General features: G+C 59.3%; 5 protein-coding genes and 3 pseudogenes. 4 read left to right on the top strand and 4 right to left on the bottom strand.

Annotated features, from left to right (window positions below):
• A pseudogene (locus tag AC0L3B_RS22720) lies at window positions 1-192 on the top strand (Cif family virulence factor); the annotation flags it as partial.
• A 740-nt stretch (window positions 193-932) separates the two neighbouring features.
• Here the strand turns inward: AC0L3B_RS22720 and AC0L3B_RS22715 are convergent.
• Entirely contained in the window at window positions 933-1,136 is a 204-nt protein-coding gene (locus tag AC0L3B_RS22715; RefSeq protein ID WP_473381083.1) for a hypothetical protein, read from the bottom strand.
• 1,680 nt (window positions 1,137-2,816) lie between these two features.
• On the bottom strand, window positions 2,817-13,895 hold the full coding sequence (locus AC0L3B_RS22710; RefSeq protein ID WP_473381082.1) for a VCBS domain-containing protein: 11,079 nt from the start codon (window positions 13,893-13,895) through the stop codon (window positions 2,817-2,819).
• A 1,045-nt stretch (window positions 13,896-14,940) separates the two neighbouring features.
• Here AC0L3B_RS22710 and AC0L3B_RS22705 point away from each other — a divergent pair.
• Window positions 14,941-15,718: pseudogene (locus tag AC0L3B_RS22705) on the top strand (YqaJ viral recombinase family protein).
• Between the two features lie 10 nt (window positions 15,719-15,728).
• Here AC0L3B_RS22705 and AC0L3B_RS22700 read toward each other — a convergent pair.
• Window positions 15,729-15,996 (bottom strand): annotated as a pseudogene (locus tag AC0L3B_RS22700) (UDP binding domain-containing protein); the annotation flags it as partial.
• 101 nt (window positions 15,997-16,097) lie between these two features.
• Between AC0L3B_RS22700 and AC0L3B_RS22695 the strand changes: the two are divergent.
• Complete coding sequence (locus AC0L3B_RS22695; protein WP_473381081.1) at window positions 16,098-16,697, top strand: transglutaminase-like cysteine peptidase; 600 nt, start codon at window positions 16,098-16,100, stop codon at window positions 16,695-16,697.
• Window positions 16,698-16,900: 203 nt separating this feature from the next.
• Complete coding sequence (gene gmd / locus AC0L3B_RS22690; RefSeq protein ID WP_473381080.1) at window positions 16,901-17,992, top strand: GDP-mannose 4,6-dehydratase; 1,092 nt, start codon at window positions 16,901-16,903, stop codon at window positions 17,990-17,992.
• 103 nt (window positions 17,993-18,095) lie between these two features.
• Here the strand turns inward: gmd and AC0L3B_RS22685 are convergent, their stop codons facing one another.
• Window positions 18,096-19,403, bottom strand: a complete 1,308-nt coding sequence (locus AC0L3B_RS22685; RefSeq protein ID WP_473381079.1) for a WcaI family glycosyltransferase — start codon at window positions 19,401-19,403, stop codon at window positions 18,096-18,098.
• Window positions 19,404-19,410 lie beyond the last annotated feature (7 nt).

Below are 19,410 nucleotides of genomic sequence, written 5' to 3'. Positions count from 1 at the left end.
AACAACGATCTGGTCGTTGCCAACGGCGAGACCGACATCTTCGGTAAGGACCCTAAGAGCGGCGACGCCACCAAGGTCACAGTGTTCTGGGGCGGCATCGACATACGTGAAGGCGGCGCTTTAAAAATCCGCCAGTTGACCGTGGGCATGAAGCCGCCTCCAGCTAAGGAAGCCAGCGCCGAGAAGAAGTAGGACGTCATCCTGTCGTAAGTCACCACGCGCCCATCCTCTTTGAGGGTGGGCGTTTGATCTTGCTGCACGTCGCTCCGAAAGCGAAATACGGTTGCCTCGAAACGCACACCGCTCGCGCGATGTCTGCAAGTGGCCCCATAGCTGCCTCTCTACGCCGGCATCCTCACGTCCGCTTGCAGGGTGCAAACGGACCAAAGAACGATATTGCCCCGACGCCCGCGGAGAACGAATGAGAAGTTACCCGGCGACAGATCACGAACGCGGGGCGCCCGCGGCATCTTCCCGCTCATCCGCCCCAAACGTCAGGGTGCATCGATTTAGCGGGGGTGGGCGCCTGGTCCGCTGAGCACCGCCATCGATTCAGGTTAGCGATTTCTATCCCCGGCGCGCCTAATGCGCTCCTCGATCTCACTGGCTAGCTCGCCGTACTCCGCCAAACGTTGCCACTGCTCCCGCCGGTCCCGGTCCGTGGCCGCCCCTGCCTTCAGTCGGCACTCGGCCGCTTGCCTGCGAATGTGATTAAGGTAGCTCATGACGAGTCAATTACCGTGCGAGGCGCGGAAACGGACCCTGAGAACTTTCCCAGGGTCCGGAGCAAGAACGCTCAGCGCGCGCCGATGCCGAGCTGGTGCTCCTCCTCCGCCAGCGGCGCCGCAAAAGCAACTCAAGCGAATGCGGAGCTTGACTGCCGCGAATATGCCTTCGGCCGGCCAACTTCTCGACTGTGTACGGAGCAAGTCTTAGACCACCTCTTCCGTCGCGCTACGCTCGCCTGACACGCGCAGGCGAGTGAGTTCGGTCCACGCGAGTGCAGCGTAGATCCATCGCTGCCGTTCGGCACCATCGGCCTCCGCGGCGAGCTTCATCGCCGCAATTGCCTCGCGCTCGGGGTCGTACTCCATGTCCATCGGATGGAACCGTAGTCGCATATCGTAAACGATCACTTTTCGATGTCACCGTAGGAATCCGGTATGGCCCATACAGATGCCGCAGCCCTAGTCCTCCGAAGTGCCAAGCTCTTCAGCTCTTCCAATCTGGCGATGACTTGGTGCTGGTTTCGGGATCACTCGTCTCGCTGGCCGGCGGCTCCTGCCGTTGTGACACCAGTAGCGGCCGCCCCTGCCCCTCGCTCATTGCCAGCCAGGTTTGAGTTCGCTGTCTAATCGCTCGACTGATCCATCTAGCAGGGTGGAATGGCGACACCGTCGAAACTCCTCTGAAGAATTATTGCTCCAAGTTCAAAAAGGGCAGCTTTGCAGCGCTGACGCCTGGCTCTTCCGGATCACAAAGTGCTCCAATGGGCTTCTCAAAGAGCCACAAGATTGCTCCAAAACAGCTGGACTTCTGCACGGGCCAGAGCGTGCATTCGCCGATTCACATCTGTCAGTGGAGCCCGACGGGTCTCCATGGTTATTGAGCAGCTCATCTACGATGCCGGTTTGGCTCCACGATGCCGCAACGCTCCTGGCACGTATGACAGGCGATTGAATAAGCTCAGGTCTCTCCGGCTCTTCGTGCCGTCGCACCTGGCCGAAAGCGTTCCCGGCCGGCGAACCTGTCCCGCAGCAACAAGGTCGTTTATGCCTTCTTCAACCAGCGTCTAAGGACACGCCGTTGGGAAGCCCGGATCGGCCTCTCATAACGCTCCAGCCCTGCCAGACGCTTCAGCTGGTTATGGCGGGGGTAGTCCAAAAACGCCGCCAGAATGGCCTGGCGAGCCGCTCGAATTTCAGCCAACCCTAGATTGGCAAGACGATATCATGCACAGGCGGGGCGCTCGGCTGCTGCCCGAGGCGCACCACGATCGCATTGGCCAATTCTGAATGATCGGAATTTTTACGTAATCCTAGGCACGAGAGCCCGTGTTGACGGCGGTTGCGGCTCGACCGCGCCTTACCGGCCTCCGTCTTCGGTCCCGTGCTTCGCTTCGCGTTCACTCGGTTCGCTGCGATCTTTCGCTCTGATGCCATGCGGTCTTCTTGGGTACGGCCTGCCTGCCGCTAGACATCGCTCCATTCGGCCATGAATTCAAGCTTGCCTTGAACGCCATATTGCGTCTTTTGCCGAAGCTGCGGGTTCTATGCTCGTAGCGATCCGAGAGAAAGAAGAATCAGATCTAGAGCCCCTTCGGCCGAGGCCGCAGCACGCTTGCCCGAGCTATTTTTGGTGCCGACTGAAGAACCGTTTGATGGCGTCCATTCCCCGGACAAACAGCCTTGCTGGCGATCGCGGCCTACGAGGCGGGATCACAATCAACAGAAAGACCAGGTTCACCAGCAGCCAAAGGCCGAAGACAATAAAAAGAACCCGCATCAAACATCCGAAACCGGTCAAATAAGAGAGCTGAGCAACATTTCCAGTAACCGCATCGGCGAAGCGATCTCAGTCTCGCTCCGAGGGACCCACATACGCCGAGTCTTTAACGGAGCCTGGCCGATGCACCGCGACATTGCCGACACTCGAGAAGCCCAGCTCAGCCCCCGCACGCGAGCGATGGCGGAGTCTCGAAGATTAAAGAACGATTCTCGCGGACACGCTCGCCGGCACCGACCGGCGCGTGCAAGGCAAGCCTCAGACCGCCAATCTGATCTGAGGCCCTCACTTCCACCCGCCGCCTATCGTCCCTAGGCCAGCAAAAAATTGCCGTTGTGCAGCGTGCCCGTGACGTTTTGCATGCTGATCTCCATATCGCTCGTCCCGTCACCATCGACGTCGATCTGGAGAGCGTCATTACCCGGCCCGATATTCAGCAGATGAGCGGATGCCTGATTGCCTCCGAGCAAGTTTGCGCTATCCACGTACTCGATGTGACCTCCGGCCACAGTCATACCCGAGAAGGTGAAGCTGTCGTTGGCTGCGTCGAAATTGTGGATTGTGTCACCGGCGCTTTGGGCTGAATCCGCGATGCTGACAAAGCGGAAGTTATCCTGGCCTGCACTGGCGTAGATCTCATCCGCGCCGGTGCCGGCGGTCACCGTGGTGTTGCCGCTCGCATTCCCGATCGTGATCCTGTCGAAATTCGCGGCCAAATTGATGTTTTCGACGTTGGTGACCGTGATGTCGTAGACATTCGCGTTGAAATTCAACGTGTCGTTGCCCCCACCGAGATCGATCACATTAGCGGGATTGGCATTCAGCGTCAGAACGTCGTCCGACGCGCTGCCGTTGATCAGGTTCACGTTGAAGAGATTGTCGAACGAGTTGCTGCCTGCCGCGAGGTTCAACACGTTGGCCGTGCCTTCACCGAGGTTCACCGACAAGCCAGAAACCTCGTTCAGGAGCGTGACCGAATCGTCCGATGGATGCAGATTGCCGGTGAAGTCGCTACCGTTCAGATTTTCCACACCGGCGATACTGAGCGAGTTAATGCCATTGGCAAGAGATACAAAGTCCTGTCCGTCGCCCATATCGATGGTGATACCGTCGACATTGCCCGTGAAATTCAGGGAATTGTTGCCTGAATTTCCAGTGATGTGCTCGATGCCGATGGCGGAAAAGCTTGCGTAATCTCCACCCAAGACGACGGTGTCGTCGCCGTCGCCGAGGTCAATCGTAACGCCGTTTGCTGCCGCGATCGCGCCGGTCACGGTCAAGATGTCGTTGCCCCCGGTCCCATTGACGTGGTTGACATCGTAGATGTTCACGAACGAATTCGCGCCGGCGGCAAGATTCATCGTGTTGTCGCCATTACCGAGGCTGATGTTCAGGCCCGTGACTGTTGTCGACAGGGTGAGCACGTCGTTGACTCCGGGCGTTGGGCCGAAGTCGGATCCGTAGATGCCTTCAACGCCAATCAGGCTGAGCTTGTTGACGCCACCTGCGAGATTGAGCTGATCATTGCCGCCACCGAGGTTGACCACCAGTCCGTCGGCGTTCGTCGTGAGGTTGACGAATTCGTCGTTGCTATTTCCGATCAGGTTCTCGACACCCGTGAGCTTAAGCGTGTACCCGTTGCCGAAGACGCCATTGAGCAGGACGGTGTCCCCCGTCCCCGCTCCCAGATTGAGTTCGTGTCCGAAGATGTTGGCTCCGACGCGAAGGTAATCGTCACCGGCAGTTCCGATCACGGGTGCAGCGCTAGAGAATTGCTGCGTGGAGAGATCGATTGGGCTACCCGAAGCGCCTGAAGACAGCAGAACGATAGCGTCACTGAACTGCAGCACTTCGACATTGGTCAGCATGTCGGTGCCATCACGGCCCGCAATCTTATCGTGAACCTGGATCGTTCCCGCTATCGTTATGTCGTACTGCGATTGCGTACCCGTGAAGGTTACCATATCGGTGCCGGCGCCACCGTCGATCGTATCGTCGCCGCCCTGGCCGGTGATGCCGTCGTTCCCGCCACCTGCGTTGATGATGTCGCCACCGCCACCGCCAAAGAAGAACTCGTCATTTGAGCTGCCGACCAGCGTGTCCGCCTGATTCGAACCCTGCACGCTGTTGACGCCGCCGGTGATGAAATCGGCGCCGGCCGCACCGCTCACGATCCCCATCGAAAGGTCGACGGAAACGCCGCCTCCACTCGCCTGGGAGTACGAGATCCGCGTGTTGCCATTGCCGGTAATGTTATCGTTGCCGCCGAGACCCTCGAATAGGTTGAAGGTCCCGCTGTTGAACACTCCCACTCCGCCGACGAAGCCGGATGCGTCATAGATGTCAGCAGACTGGCTTCCAGTGGCACTGTTGACCCCGGTGAAGCTGTCGGCCCCCACGGACGCATCGCCAGTTACGGTGCCTGCGGCCATATGGATGGTCACGCCAGCGGTAGCGCTGCTGTAGATTAGACGGGTGTTGCCGTTGCCCGTTATGGTGTCGTTGCCGCCAAGGCCTTCGAATTGGTTGAATGTGCCGTTATTGCCGGCGTTGAGGGCACCGGAGCTGCCGAAGGTAGAGGCATCGTAGACGTCATTGAAATTTGTGCCCTGGATAGCCTCGATCGCGCGCAAAGTGTCGTTCCCGACGGAAGCGTCTCCAGTTGCCGTGCCTGCCCCCATGTTGACGGTCACGGCACCGGTCGAGAAGTAGCTGTTGCTGTAGGTCGCGAGGTCGAAGCCGCCGCGGCCATCGATGAAGTCATTGCCGGCCCCTCCGTAGAAGGTTTCCGTGGTGGTGGTATTGCCGCTGCCGCGCAATATGTCGTCGAACATCGAACCCTGGACGGCATTGACGCCGCTGAAGGTGTCGTGCCCCGTCGAGGCGTCACCGTCGGCGACTCCGGTGCCCGGCGTGGAGCCGGTTTGCATATCGACGGTCACCCCGCCGGTCGCATTGATGTAGGAAATCCGGGTGTTGCTATTCCCGGTGATCGTGTCATCTCCTCCCATACCGGCGAATTCGTTGAACGTACCATTTGAGCCGACATTAAAGTTGGCCGGATTGGTGAACCCCGGCTGCCCGAAATTGGCCGCCGTGTAGCTGTCGTCGAAGTTCGTGCCGCGTACGGACTCGATAGAAATCAGGGTATCGCTGCCGACCGTAGTGTCCCCCAGCGATTGCCTGTCACCGACCACTGTACCCAGGGTGAGGTTCACCGCAATTCCAGATATGGTCGACGGATCGAGTGCGTAATCGGCGCGATCAAAGCCGCCTCTGCCGTTGATAGTATCGTTGCCTGCGCGGCCCTCGAATACCTCCACGGTACCGGCGGCGTTGTTGCTGCCGAGCAGCGTGTCGTCGAATCCGGATCCGACGACACCAGCAAATCCAGAGCCGATGAGGGTGTCAGTGCCGACATTCGCCGCGTCACCCGCCGCAGTCCCGTGGGCGGTTCCGGCCGCCAAATCCACAATTACCCCCGCGGTGGCGGTGACATAGGAAATCCTAGTGAGCAATGCTCCTTGGCTGTTGAGGGCCCCGGTGATGCTGTCGTTACCGCCGCGACCTTCGAACTCGTTGAACCCGACGTTGGTTCCGGCAATGCCGGTATCGCCGGAAAAGCCGCTCGCGTCGAATGTATCGGCGTAGTCGCTGCCCACAATGCCTTCGACATTGATGAGCGTATCGGATCCGGATCCGCCGGTGATTGTTCCGGCAGCGAGGTGAGCGGTGATGGCAGACATCGCATCGGCATAGATCGCACGGTCGAAGCCTTGGCCACCATCAAGGATATCGTTGCCCCCGAAACCTTGCAGGCGGTCGTTGCCCGCCAGTCCGCTCAGGATATCAGCGTAGGCCGTACCGACCAGCGTGTTCGCAGCCGCATTGCCGGTGAGATGCACGCCTTGGCCCAGGATGAAGTCAGCCGCCGTGAGGTTCGACAGCGTCACATTGTTGAGCGTCAGGATGTCGCCATTGCCGAAAGTGATGACCGTGTTGGATCCCACCTGCGCGGAAAGCGCTTGTACCTCGGCAAAGCTGGAGACGCCCGCAACACCGGTAAGGTCTATTTTGTCGACCTCCCCCTGCGAGAAATCGCCGATGGTGTCGTCGCTGCCGCTGGAAGCATAGATGAACGTGTCGGCGCCGACGCCTCCACTGAGGAAGTCGTTGCCGACGCCGCCGTTGAGTACATCGTTGCCGGCATTGCCCGCAATCTGGTCGTTGCCGCTCGATCCCGTGATCGTATCGTCGAAGTTAGAGCCTGCGACGTTAGTAACGCCTCCGCTAATGGTGTCGTGACCCACGGAGCCGTCACCGTCCACCGTACCTGCTGCGAGATTTACGATGACGCCCGAGGTGGCGCTACCATATTGGATCTGGGTCGAGCCGTTACCGATGATGGTATCGTCGCCGCCCTGGCCCTGGAACGCGTTAAAGACGCCGGCAGCGAGGCCGCTCGCATCGAACATATCTGCAAAATTACTTCCAGTCGCACTGTTGACGCCGGCGAAGCTGTCGTGCCCCACAGAGGCGTTGCCGCTGGTTGTGCCGGCTGCAAGGTTGATGACGACGCTACCGGTCGCATTGGCATAAACAATACGCGTGTTGCCGTTCCCGGTGATTTGGTCGTCGCCACCGAGACCTTCGAACTGGTTGAAGTTGCCGTTGTTGCCGACGTTGGCTGCGCCGGCCAGACCAAAGCCTGTCGCGTTGTAGGTATCGGCGAAGATCGTGCCCTGAATGCCTTCGATCGAAAGTAAAGTATCCGTCCCTGTCGAGGCATCGCCCGTCACGATACCGCTTGCCATATTCACGCTGACGCCGCCGGTGGTATAAGTCAGGTTGTTATACTGGACCGTGTCGAAGCCGCCGCGGCCGTTGATGATGTCATTACCAGCCAGCCCCTGGAAAGTCTCGTTGGCGCCACTGCCGAGAATGACATCGTCGAACAAAGAGCCCATGACCGCGTTGACGCCAGTGAACGTGTCGGTGCCGACTTGGGCCACGTCCCCAGCAGCTGTGCCATGCGATGTGCCCGAAGCAATGTCGACCGTAACACCGTCTGATGCCTGGCTGAACTGCAGCCGGGTGAAGCCGTTGCCGGTGATGTGATCGTCGCCGGCCATGCCTTCGAAATTGTTGAAGGTGCCGAGCGAGCCGGCGTTGCTGCTCGATCCGCCGAAACCTGTGGCGTCATAACTATCGGCAAAGGCGGTGCCGCGCACGCCTTCGACGGAACGCAAAGTGTCGGTGCCGACCGAGGCGTCACCGATAACCGTACCAGCGGCAAGACTAACCGAGATGCCGGAGGACGTCGTCGGGTCGCTGTTGTAAGTCGCGAAGTCGTAGCCGCCGCGGCCGTCGATGAGATCATTGCCGCCGCGACCGTCATATTGCTCATAGGTTCCGTTGGGATTGTCGCTGCCAAGCAATGTGTCGGCGTAGGCGGAGCCAACGATGGCATTGACGGCGCTGAAGGTGTCGTGTCCCACGGACGCATCGCCGCTGGCGGTCCCAGCTGCGATATCGACAGTCACGCCTGCCGAGGCGCTGACATACGAGACGCGACCGAGGATTTGCCCGGACGGATTGATCGATCCGATGATAATGTCGTCCCCACCTCTGCCCTCGAAGTCCGCTAACCCGACTGAGGCGCCCGGGATACCACTTGCACCCATGAAACCGGTGGCGATGAAGGTGTCAGCAAAGTCGCTGCCAACGGCGCCCTCGATGTTGACGAGCGTGTCGGTACCTACTCCCGGTCCTGATGCTGTCCCGGCTGTAAGATTGATGGTGACGCCGCCGACCGCATCGGTGTAGATGGCCCGATCAAAGCCGAGCCCGCCGTCGAGGTAGTCGCTCCCACCCAAGCCTTGGAGCCGGTCGTTGCCGCCGAGACCGCTGATGAACTCGCCATTGGCCGTGCCGACGAGGTCGTTCGCGTTGCCATCACCGACGATCGGCGCAGCCGGCGTGCCGAACAGGAAATCGCTCGCCGTCAAGCTGCTGAGATTGACGTTCTGAAGCGTCAGGGCGTCGCCCGAGCTGAACGTGATGACGGTGTTGGAGCCGCTCTGCACCGCATGCGATTGCAGATCGGAGAGGCTATAAATGCCGTACACCCCCGTTAGATCGATCTTGTCGTTTTGGCCGTGGTTGAAATCTTGCACGGTGTCGAAGCCACCGCCGCTTGCGTAGACGAAGGTATCTGCGCCGGCACCGCCGCTGAGGAAGTCGTTGCCGCCGCGGCCATCTAGGATGTCGTTGCCGCCGCTGCCGAGCAGACTATCGTTGCTGGAGCTACCGATGATGGTGTCGTTGAAGTTCGACCCGAAGACGTTGGTCACGCCGCCAACAATCGTGTCATGACCGACCGAAGCGTCACCGTCGGCCTTGCCCGTGGTGAGATTGATCGTTACGCCGCTAGTAGCATTACCGTACTGAATTTGGGTATTGCCGCTGCCCGTGATGGTATCGTTTCCGGCGTTGCCCTGGAACGCGTTGAACCCCACGAACCATGTCGCATCGTAGACATCGTTGAAGTTGCTGCCGATCGCGCTGTTCACGCCGCTGAAAATATCGTGACCGACCGAGGCGTCGCCGCTGGCGGTACCTCCAGCAAGATTGATTGCGACGCCGCCGGTGGCATTGTTGTACTGAATCTGCGTCGTGCCATTTCCGATGATCTGATCATCGCCGCCCTGACCTTGGAATGAAGTACCGTTCGGACCAGAGAACCCGCTCGCGTCGAAGATGTCAGCGAAATTGCTGCCCAACGCGCTGTTGACACCGGTGAAGGTATCGTGACCGGTCGAGCTGTCTCCTAGGGCGGAGCCGCCCACGAGATTGATTGTGACCCCGCCAGTGGCGTTGGTGAAAATGAGACGCGTGTTGCCGTTCCCGGTCACGACATCATCGCCGCCGAGCCCTTCGAACTGGTTGAATGTCCCGTTATTGCCGACATTGGCTCCAGTTACCCCGTAACCAGTCGCTACATAACTATCCGCGAAATTGGTGCCTTGGATGCCCTCGATCGATCGCAGCGTGTCATGCCCCGACGATGCATCGCCATCGACGGTACCCGCTGCCATGTTTATGGCGACGCCTCCCGTCGTGAAGAAAATGTTGTTGTAGGACGCAGTATCGAATCCGCCGCGACCGTCGATATAGTCGTTGCCGGCAAGTCCGGTGAAAGTGTCGTTGGTCGCGCCGCCGAGCAGGGTGTCGTCAAACATCGACGCCTGCACGGCATTGACCGCCGTGAAGTGGTCAGTGCCTACTGATGAATCCCCGCTCGCGATGCCGGTGACGAAATCGACGTTGACGCCTCCCGTTGCATTGTTGAATCCGAGCCGGGTATTGCCGTTTCCGATGATGCTGTCGTCGCCGCCGCTGCCGGTGAACTCGTTGAACGTGCCGAGTGAGCCGGCATTGGTGCTTCCCGGGCCGAACCCGGTCGCATCGTAAGTGTCGGCAAAGTTGGTTCCACGGACCGCCTCCACAGAGCGCACCGTGTCGGTTCCTACGGTCGCGTCGCCGATGACTATACCGGCAGCCAGATTGACGGAAATTCCTGCGGTGGTCTTCGGATCGACATTGTAGTCGACTCGGTCAAAGCCGCCACGGCCATCAATCAGGTCATTGCCGGCGAAGCCGGAGAATACCTCGGCAGTACCAAATCCGTTGTTGGTCCCTCTGATTGTATCGTCAAAGGCGGATCCCCAGGCGCCGATGAAGCCGGTCCCGATCAACGTGTCGTGGCCGACCGATGCATCGCCTTGCGCGTACCCCGCCGCGAGATCGACAGTAACCGCCGATGTCGCGCTTACATACGACACGCGCGTCAGCTCAGCGCCCTGGCTGTTGACGTTGCTGGTGATGATGTCGTCGCCGCCGCGCCCTTCGAACTCCGAAAAGCCGATCGGGGTCCCCGGAACGCCGCTATCACCGGTAAATCCCGCGGCACTCAACACGTCGGCGAAGTCGCTGCCGACGATCGATTCGATACCAATCAAGCTATCCGTGCCGACGCCCGGGCCGGAGGCAGTGCCTGCGGCAAGATCGACCGTAATGCCGCCGGTCGCATCGGCGTAAACGGCCCGGTCAAAACCGGCTCCGCCGTCGAGCAGGTCGTTGCCGCTACCGCCAATCAATGTATCCTTGCCGCCGCCGGCAAGGATGGTGTCGTTCCCGGCACCGCCGTCAAGCGTATCTGCCCCGCTGGTTCCGATAAGGGTATTGTCGCCTGCCGGGCCCAACAATGCGTTGGTGTCGACGCCGGCGGTCGCGACATCCACGGCGGCCTGAAGGTTTGCTTGGGTGAAGCTCTCCACAGCTGTCGACGCATCGCCGCTCTGACCCGCCTGAAGCAAAGCATCAGCTGCTGCGCCCTGTGCAACAGTCGCCGTTCCCGCAATCGACTGCAAGAGATCTGCGCCGGTAAGCCCGCTGTCGGGGTCGAGCGCGTTGCCAATGAGCGTGTTGGAGCCTGCGATTACGCTGGCGGCGTCTGTGGCAGTCGCGCTCACGTCCGTCGCACTGCTGCTCGCCGCGGCTACAATGACCGTCTGCAATGTTGACGGGTCGGAAAAGTCGACCGGTCCACCTGCAATCTGGTTGACAATTGCGCCAAGCACCGCGGTTGCGGCCGATTGCACATCCACGGCGCCCTGGCTGGCTCCCGAAATCAGCGAGGCGCCTTGGACCATGGTGTTGTAGACCTGTACCCCGGCAGCGAACAGCTGCGCTCCGGCCGCCTGGTCGTCTGGGTTGCTGGATAGCGCAGCGGCAATCGGATCGAACGTGTTCAGCTCCAGGCCGGCAGGAAGGTTGAGTGCTGCAAGGACCGCGCTTGTGGCCAGAGCCACATCGCCGCCGTTCTGATCGGCGATTGCTGCGACCAATGTCGTCAGCGGCGAAAGCACGGTCGAACCTGGTGCTGCGCGCAGAATGCCATCAAATGACAGGCCGGTCGCCGTATCGATCGCACCGTTGCCGCCCAGCAGATAAATGGCACCCGCATGTGTGCCGGTGATATGGAAATTGCCCGCGGAATCGCTGTGGGTAACGAAGTCACCTGCACTGAGAACGCCGTTGCTATCATCGTCGACGAAGATTGTCGCGTTTGCAATATAGCCTTCGATTGCGGAGGCGGTGATCTCCGGCAGGTCGCCGACCGCAACAGAAAATACCGTGTCGCTGTGTAGATTGCCCTGATCGGTCGTTCGCACGATGGTCGTGATCAGGCCGTCGGTGGATTCGAAATCGATCTCGCCATTAACAGTGACGGCACCGCTGTGAGCATCGATCGCAAGTGGCCCGGTATAGGGCGCCCCATTTTCACCCACGAGGCTGTAGGTTAACTGGTTCGCGGAGGAGTCGACGTCAGATCCGGTCACGGTCCCAACCAAGGTGCCGATGATACTGGCTTCGGGAAGTACCGCGCTCGCTGGCGCAAAGGTCGCCGTGCCAGGCCCATCATTGGCACCGGTGATGTCAACCACGACGTCATGCGTCGTGCCGTCGGCCGACGTCACGGTCAGGGTATCGGAGACGTGTTGGCCGCCGGCGAGAGATTCCGACTTGTTCTGGTCTAATATGTAGGTCCAGGCTCCAGAACTGGCATTGAACGTGAAATTGCCGTAGGTGCCGGCCAACGAAGCAGGTACAGCGAAATGGCTTTCGCCGTTGTCGACGTCGTGGACGCTCAGCAGACCGGCGGCGTGCGGATCCCCGCCGACGCCATTGCCAAAGCCGCCGGCTTCGGTCACCGCTATGTCGTCGCTTGACGAGCCGGTGATGACAGCCGCGTCATTGGCGCCCGTGATGTTGACGACGATGTCTTGAACGGCGGTCCCGTCAGCCGAGCTCACGGTGAGCTTGTCGGTGACGTGCTGGCCCGCGGTGAGCGCATCCGACTTGCTCTGATCCAGCGTGTAGGTCCAGGCCCCCGAAGCTGGATCGAAGCTGAAATTGCCGTAAGTGCCGGCCAGGGAGGCCGGGGCCGCGGAATGGGCTTGACCGGCATCAACGTCATGGACCGTCAGTCGGCCCCCAGCTTGCGGATCCCCGCCGATGCTATTGCCAAAGCCGCCGGCCTCCGCGACCGACGTATCTTCATTCGAGGACGCCGTAATGGTCGCCGTATCGTTGGCGCCCGTGATGTTGACGATGATGTCTTGAACGGCGGTCCCGTCAGCCGAGCTCACTGTGAGCTTGTCGGTGACGTGCTGGCCCGCGATGAGCGAATCCGACTTGCTCTGATCCAGCGTGTAGGTCCAGGCCCCGGAAATCGGGTCGAAGGTGAAGTTGCCATAGTTGCCCGCCAGCGAGGCCGGTGTAGCGAAATGGCTCTGGCCGCTGTCGGCGTCGTGCACGGTCAATTGACCCGCAGCGTGCGGATCGCCCGCACTAGCGTTGACGAGGCCGCCGGCCTCGGTAACTGCGGTGTCTTCACTCGCCGACGCGGTAATGGTGGCCACGTCGTTATGGCCGATGATGGTTAATGTGAGCGTCGATGAGCTGGTGCCGCCGTGATTGTCCGCATTGGTATATGTGAATTGATCAGTGACCTGCTGACCCTGCCCAAGAGCCTGAACCGCCGACGAGGAGTTATTCAGAACATAGCTGTATGCTCCGGTGGCTTTTGTGACGACAAGCGTCCCATAGGTGGTGGTGAAGGTGATCGTCGTGCCATTGTCGATACCTCCCGCAATCGAGGGCACGGTGTGGGTATCGCTAGGGTCCGAGTCGGTGTCATTTGCCAGCAGATTGCCAGTTGCGCTCGTCGTGACATCTTCCTGAACCGACGCCAGGTCGGCAAACGCGACCGGCACGTGGTTGGTTGCCCCCTCAACGACGACCTGCACCTTCTCGATCGAATCGACGGTCAGATGGAAGCTCTTGAAAACGTAGTCCGCGCTGCCGTAGCGGGCGATCATTGCACGCAGCGCAGCGAGATCCGACATGAACGCAGCAGAATTCGCAAAATCCTGGGTGACTACAAGCCGGAGCGTGTCTTGGCCTCTGCCGCCGTCGTAAAGGTCGATCGAACCGATGTTCTCAGAAACCCTGTAGATGAGAACGTCATCGCCGTTCCCACCGCTGACAATATCGTTGCCCGCTCCGCCGTCGATCACATCATCGCCGTTGCCGCCGTCGATCAGATCGTTGCCCGCCCCACCCGAAATCGAGTCGTTTCCATTTCCGCCCGAGATCAAATCATTGCCGGCGCCACCATCAATGGTGTCGTTGCCATTGCTGCCCGCAATGACATCGTTTCCGGCCCCCCCGTTGATGACGTCGTTTCCGTTCCTCGCGTTGATCATATCCGCCGAACTCGTGCCGGAAATCTGATCGTTCGCATTGGTGCCGTTGATGATCATGGCGGTTCATCTTTCTCGATAGGGCAAAAGGTATTGCTCGCGAGCGCGCGGAAGCGGCTTGCGTTGTGCGGATGGATAAATCTTCAATCGTCAAATGAGGAACGCGATCTAGACGCGACGCGTGACGTCGTCCGGTCGCTCATGGTGAGCCCCCTCCGTAACCTTCTTGATTTTTCAGGTTCGCCGTCAGCCCAACGGCGCGAGTTTGAAATGACGTGGTCTTGTTATTGTTCGACGCCTTGCGTCGTTGCTCGGCGTCGTCCGAATTTTCGCAGTTGAAATTCCAAGCCGTCGAAAGAACTTTTCCGACAATTCTAAATTAATTCCACTGTTGCGCGACTGGGTCAAGACGGTAGAGCGGCTAACCTTAAGCCGGATACGAACCAATGGTGCAGCTGCAAAAGCGTGCGCGTCCAACGTGTCATCGTGTCGGATCCCAGCGTACTCAGACACCGGCGCTCCGCGGGACCGCCGTCCGGTCCAGGCTGGAACGAAACGATTGGACCCCTCCGCCCCGTAGCGCCGTCGCGTCTTGACGCATGACCCGAATGGGTCATCAGGCCCTGGCCGAGCCATCTCTCCCGCCGCAACCTGTTAGACTTTCGTCGGGCGCTTTCTCCAGAAAAAAATACGCCGACGCCCACCACCAATCAAAGCTTGTCAGCCTCGTTTCTCAGCTCGTTTGAGGCCCAGGGGAATCTCAGAGCGTCCTGCCTGAAGGGGCGCAAAGTAACTTTGAATGCGCAATCGAACGCAGAATGGGATTGCTTGCGGGCGGCGCCGCCCTGTCGCTTTCTTTTTCATGCTCCCGCCTTTGGCTTTGATTTGTCAGTTTCGGGTTAGCGGCAGGCCGGGCGTACCGACCCGGTCATTCCCCATTTTGTTAGTCACTGGTCGGCGGGCTCAATTTCTCGGAAATTGAGCAACAAGATTGCTGCAGAAACGACCGGCATTCCCTTGCGCAGCGCCGGTATCTCACCTCGCGAAAGCGGGGCTTCGGGCAGTGCGGCGAGGAGCGCCGCTGTTCTTGGAGTAGGAGATACCCGTGCGTAGCGTACAGAGTGAAGGCCCCGACGGGCCACAGCATCAGATTATCAGATTCAACCCGAACGACCGGCGGCATTTCACCGGTGGTTCGGATGCCGCATCATAATGGGAGATGACCAGGAGAACCTCGTCCGCCTTTGGCGAGAAAAGCGCGGCGAAATCTAATCGCAGGATCTCTCGGACAATTTGATCGTCCAGCTCGGCACCGTGACGGAGGTCTTGAACCGCTCCTGGTACCAGCGCGCGAGCGGTCACACAGTCAAAGACATCCAGAAGCGCGTTCGTCATCCCATCCACAAATGCTTGATGGGACTGCCGCCGTCTTCGAAGCCAAGTTCATGCTGCCTTGCGCCTTCACTGAGGAAGCCGCGGCCGAGAAGCACATGGCCCAGTTGCAGCACAACATGTGGGTCACGGCGTCTCGCAGCGCGGTGCTATCGATCATCACCGGTGGCGGCAAATGGGTCGAGATCAAGATTCACGCCGATCCGCTCTATCAGCACCTCCTGCTCACGGCCGAAAAGAAGTTCTGGCGCTGCGTTCAAAGCGGCGAACCGCCCATCCTCTTCAATATCGAGACACCCCGCCCCAGACTCGAGGCGGTGAAGGTCGTCAATATGTCGACCTCCAACCAATGGTCTGAGCTGGCGGCGATCTACCTGCGGACGCGAGAGGCCCACGGCGAGCACGAGACGGCCAAAACTGATCGGAAAAAGCTGATGCCGGAGGGGAGAGGCGCCGCGTCGCGTTCGAAAGGTGCTTGGAATACGGGCTGAAGTGGTTGGCTTACTGGCACGGGCGACCGATAAACCTCCCAACACTCTCATAGACGAAGCCAGCTGCGACCATCTCCTCGGGGCGGTAGATGTTGCGCAAGTCGACGATGACAGGCTGAGCCATGGTCGCCTTCAGCCGGTCGAGGTCGAGCGCCTGGAACTGCACCCATTCGGTGACGATGACGATTGCATCGGCACCTTCCGCGCAGGAAAGGCGCGTCCCGCATGTCGTCGGTCTCGGGCTTGAAGGTGAGGCCGAGCACGGCGACTGCCTCGCCGCAGCGAGGCGCCGACAGAGTTAATTGAGTTTGCGCTGCAGATTGAGGCATCTACTGCCTCACATTTGATATGGCGTTTTCATTATTGCGTCGCAATATACATGGATCGTCCAGCCCATCATGAGGCCGATGCGATGATCCGACATGCTGCACGCATGCTGGTGCTGGCGTGTTGCGTTAGCAGCCGGCCCGCCTACTCCAATTTCGACACACAGGAGGTCGTTCCTCCGCTTTCGTTCACGGTGTTCTGCACAAAGTACCCTGAAGATTGCCAGGAACAGCAGGACCGTCGGATAACAGGCTTCCGCTTCCGAGGGCAGCGCTGGCGCGAGCTCAATCAAATCAATTCAATTGTCAATTCTAGCATCGCGCCCGAGAGTCTGTTGGTAAGCCGGAATGACTATGAATGGCAAATCTTTCCCTATGATGGAAACTGTGGCGATTATGCCGTTACAAAACGCCATTTGCTGCTCCAAGCGGGCTGGCCAACCTCGTCTCTCCTTTTGGCAGAAGTTGTTATTCGCAACACAGGAGAGCATCACCTCATTTTGCTCGTACGAGAAGGAAGAGTCAGTTTCGTTCTCGACAATCTGAGCGGGGCGGTCGTCCAGCTCAACGAAGCCTCGGATCAATACGTCTTCCTGCGCACCCAATCGGGTCTGAACCCTCAACTCTGGATGCGCGGTCTTGCGAGATCTTAGCTGCTCGCCTGCGGTTCGAATTCTGCCACGTTCGGGAATTCAGTCATCCCGAGAGCTTGGGGTATTAGGCTTAGCCGGCCCTCCGAAGTTGATACGGCTGGCTCGTTAATAATAGCGCCCAATCAGCTCAAAAATACTCTGCCGCGGGTAGCAACGGGACAGGCTATTGGGTAAGAACACGCATCCAGTCTGTGAGAATTTGCATGACCAAAAAGCGCGCATTAATTACCGGTGTTACGGGCCAGGACGGGGCCTACCTGGCCGAGCTGCTTCTAGGGAAGGGCTACGAAGTCCATGGCATCAAGCGCCGGACCTCCCTCTTCAATACCGACCGCATCGATCATCTGTATCTCGATCCGCACGAGCCCGATCCGCCGTTCCGGCTGCACTACGGCGATCTGACGGACTCCTCCAGCCTCATCCGGATCGTTGCCCAGGTACAGCCTGACGAAATTTACAATCTGGCTGCGCAGAGCCATGTGGCCGTCTCGTTTGAAGAACCCGAATACACTGCGAATTCCGATGGGCTGGGGACGCTGCGGATTCTCGAAGCCATGCGCATCGTGGGGCTCGAGAAGACGGCCCGCTTTTACCAGGCGTCGACTTCCGAACTATACGGACTGGTTCAGGAAATTCCGCAGAAGGAGACCACTCCTTTTTACCCGCGCTCTCCTTACGCAGTCGCCAAGCTCTACGCCTACTGGATCACGGTGAACTATCGCGAAGCGTACGGCATGTATGCTTGCAACGGCATCCTGTTCAATCACGAGTCTCCTGTTCGCGGTGAGACCTTCGTTACCCGAAAGATCACGCGAGCACTCGCGCGAATCCATTTAGGTCTTCAGGAGCGCCTGTATTTGGGCAATCTCGACGCGCTGCGCGACTGGGGCCACGCCCGCGACTACGTCGAGATGCAGTGGTTGATGCTGCAGCAGGAGAAGCCGGAGGATTTCGTCATCGCCACTGGTGTGCAGCATTCCGTGAGAGACTTCGTTAATATTGCGGCCAGCGAAGTCGGAATAAGCATTCGCTGGGAAGGCAGCGACGTCGATGAGAAGGGCTATGACGTCTCTACCGGCAAATGTATCGTCTCGGTCGACCCCCGCTACTTCCGCCCCACCGAGGTCGCGACTCTCTTGGGAGATCCCGCGAAAGCGAAGCAGAAACTCGGATGGGAGCCAACGACCTCCTTCGAGTCTCTGGTTCAGGAAATGATGAAGGAAGATCTCGAATCGGCAAAGCGGGACGAACTGATCAAGCAGCACGGATTCAGATACTTTCCGCGTCACGAGTGATCCTGAGTTAGATCAGCGCCGTCACAACGAACGGCGCTCACCTTTGGCTGGCTGCTCTTGCTTCTCAGCCGACGTCATCTCTCCGCAGTCGCGGCCAGACGCCTCAGGGCAAGCGAACCGCATCCTCCACTGGAAGTCCAATGTTGTCGTTAGCGCTTGTCGGTCCGATACCCTTCGGCCCTGTCGACTTGCGCTCGTCGGCCATGACTTCCGACCACCGACGAACAATTGTTTGTCGGTCCCACCGATCCAGGGCGCGCTTTCTTCCTTCCTCCCCGTAATGCTCGCGGAGGGCGGATGCCTCACTAAGCTCGCAAATTGCGGCTTGAAGAGCGGACGAATCTCCCGGTGGAATCACAAGGCCCGCGCCGATGACTTCCGCCGCAAGCCCCGTCCCCTCTTCGGCCATGGCGATGACTGGCCGAGCGGACGCGAAGATCGCGCCAAGCTTGGAAGGCAACACCAGATCGGCCGCCTCCGCCTTCTGCGGAATCAAGTGAAAATCTGCGGTTGCCAACAACTCGTTGAAGCTTTCCTTGGGCTGAAGCCCGAAAAAATGAATGTTGCGATGCCCGACGGCCATTTGCTCGAGCCTCGTCTTATCTGGTCCGTCGCCGGCAAGAATAAAGCGAATATGTGGATGGCTTTGCTCCAACCCGATCGCGGCCTCGATCACGAATTCAAGCCCTTGCTTTCTCGACATCGTTCCGGAGTAGAGCGCAACGATGTCGGTCTCGCCAAGCTTGAGCTGCTCGCGATATTTCGTCATCCGCGAAGCGGGGCAGATCGCCCGGGTATCAATCCAATTTCTGACCTCAACTGCTTTATCGAAGTCCACGCCTTTGAGGATCAGGCGATCCATCATCGGCTGAGAGATGGTCGAAACATGATCGAAGGATTTGAGGATCGCCGCTTCAGTTCTAAGCATCCATTTGCGCAAGAAACCGTTGCGCAGCAGACCAAGATCGAACGCTGCATCGACCTCGAAATCCTGAATGTGGAGCCACGATTTCGCGCCGACGCGACGAGCCACGAACGAGACGAAGGCAGCCGACATCAGAGACGGGGCTACCGCGATCATGACGTCTGGTCGCCACGAGAGCGCATTCACGAGGGCCGGCACTGCGCTCGAGAGTGCGAAAGAGGCATGATGGATAAGTCGCTTCGCCCCTGACGGATGTTCAGGCACATAGATCGGCGTACGCGTGACCCGAACGCCATCGATATGCCTCGTTCTAAAGTAAGAACTACTGAAGCGGTGCGGAATCTTCCAGGCGGGATAATACGGCGGAGCCGTGATCACCCTGACCTCGTGACCTTCGGCGACGAGGCTTTCGCAGAGCTCGCTATTGTATTTAGCCACTCCGATCAGATCGGGGGCATAATTGATGCCGACCAAAAGAACACGCATAAAGGCG

It is taken from the genome of Bradyrhizobium sp. Kon56 (assembly GCF_055807635.1).
Note: the sequence above shows the minus strand (reverse complement) of the source record. Positions and strands in the feature narration are given on the sequence as shown.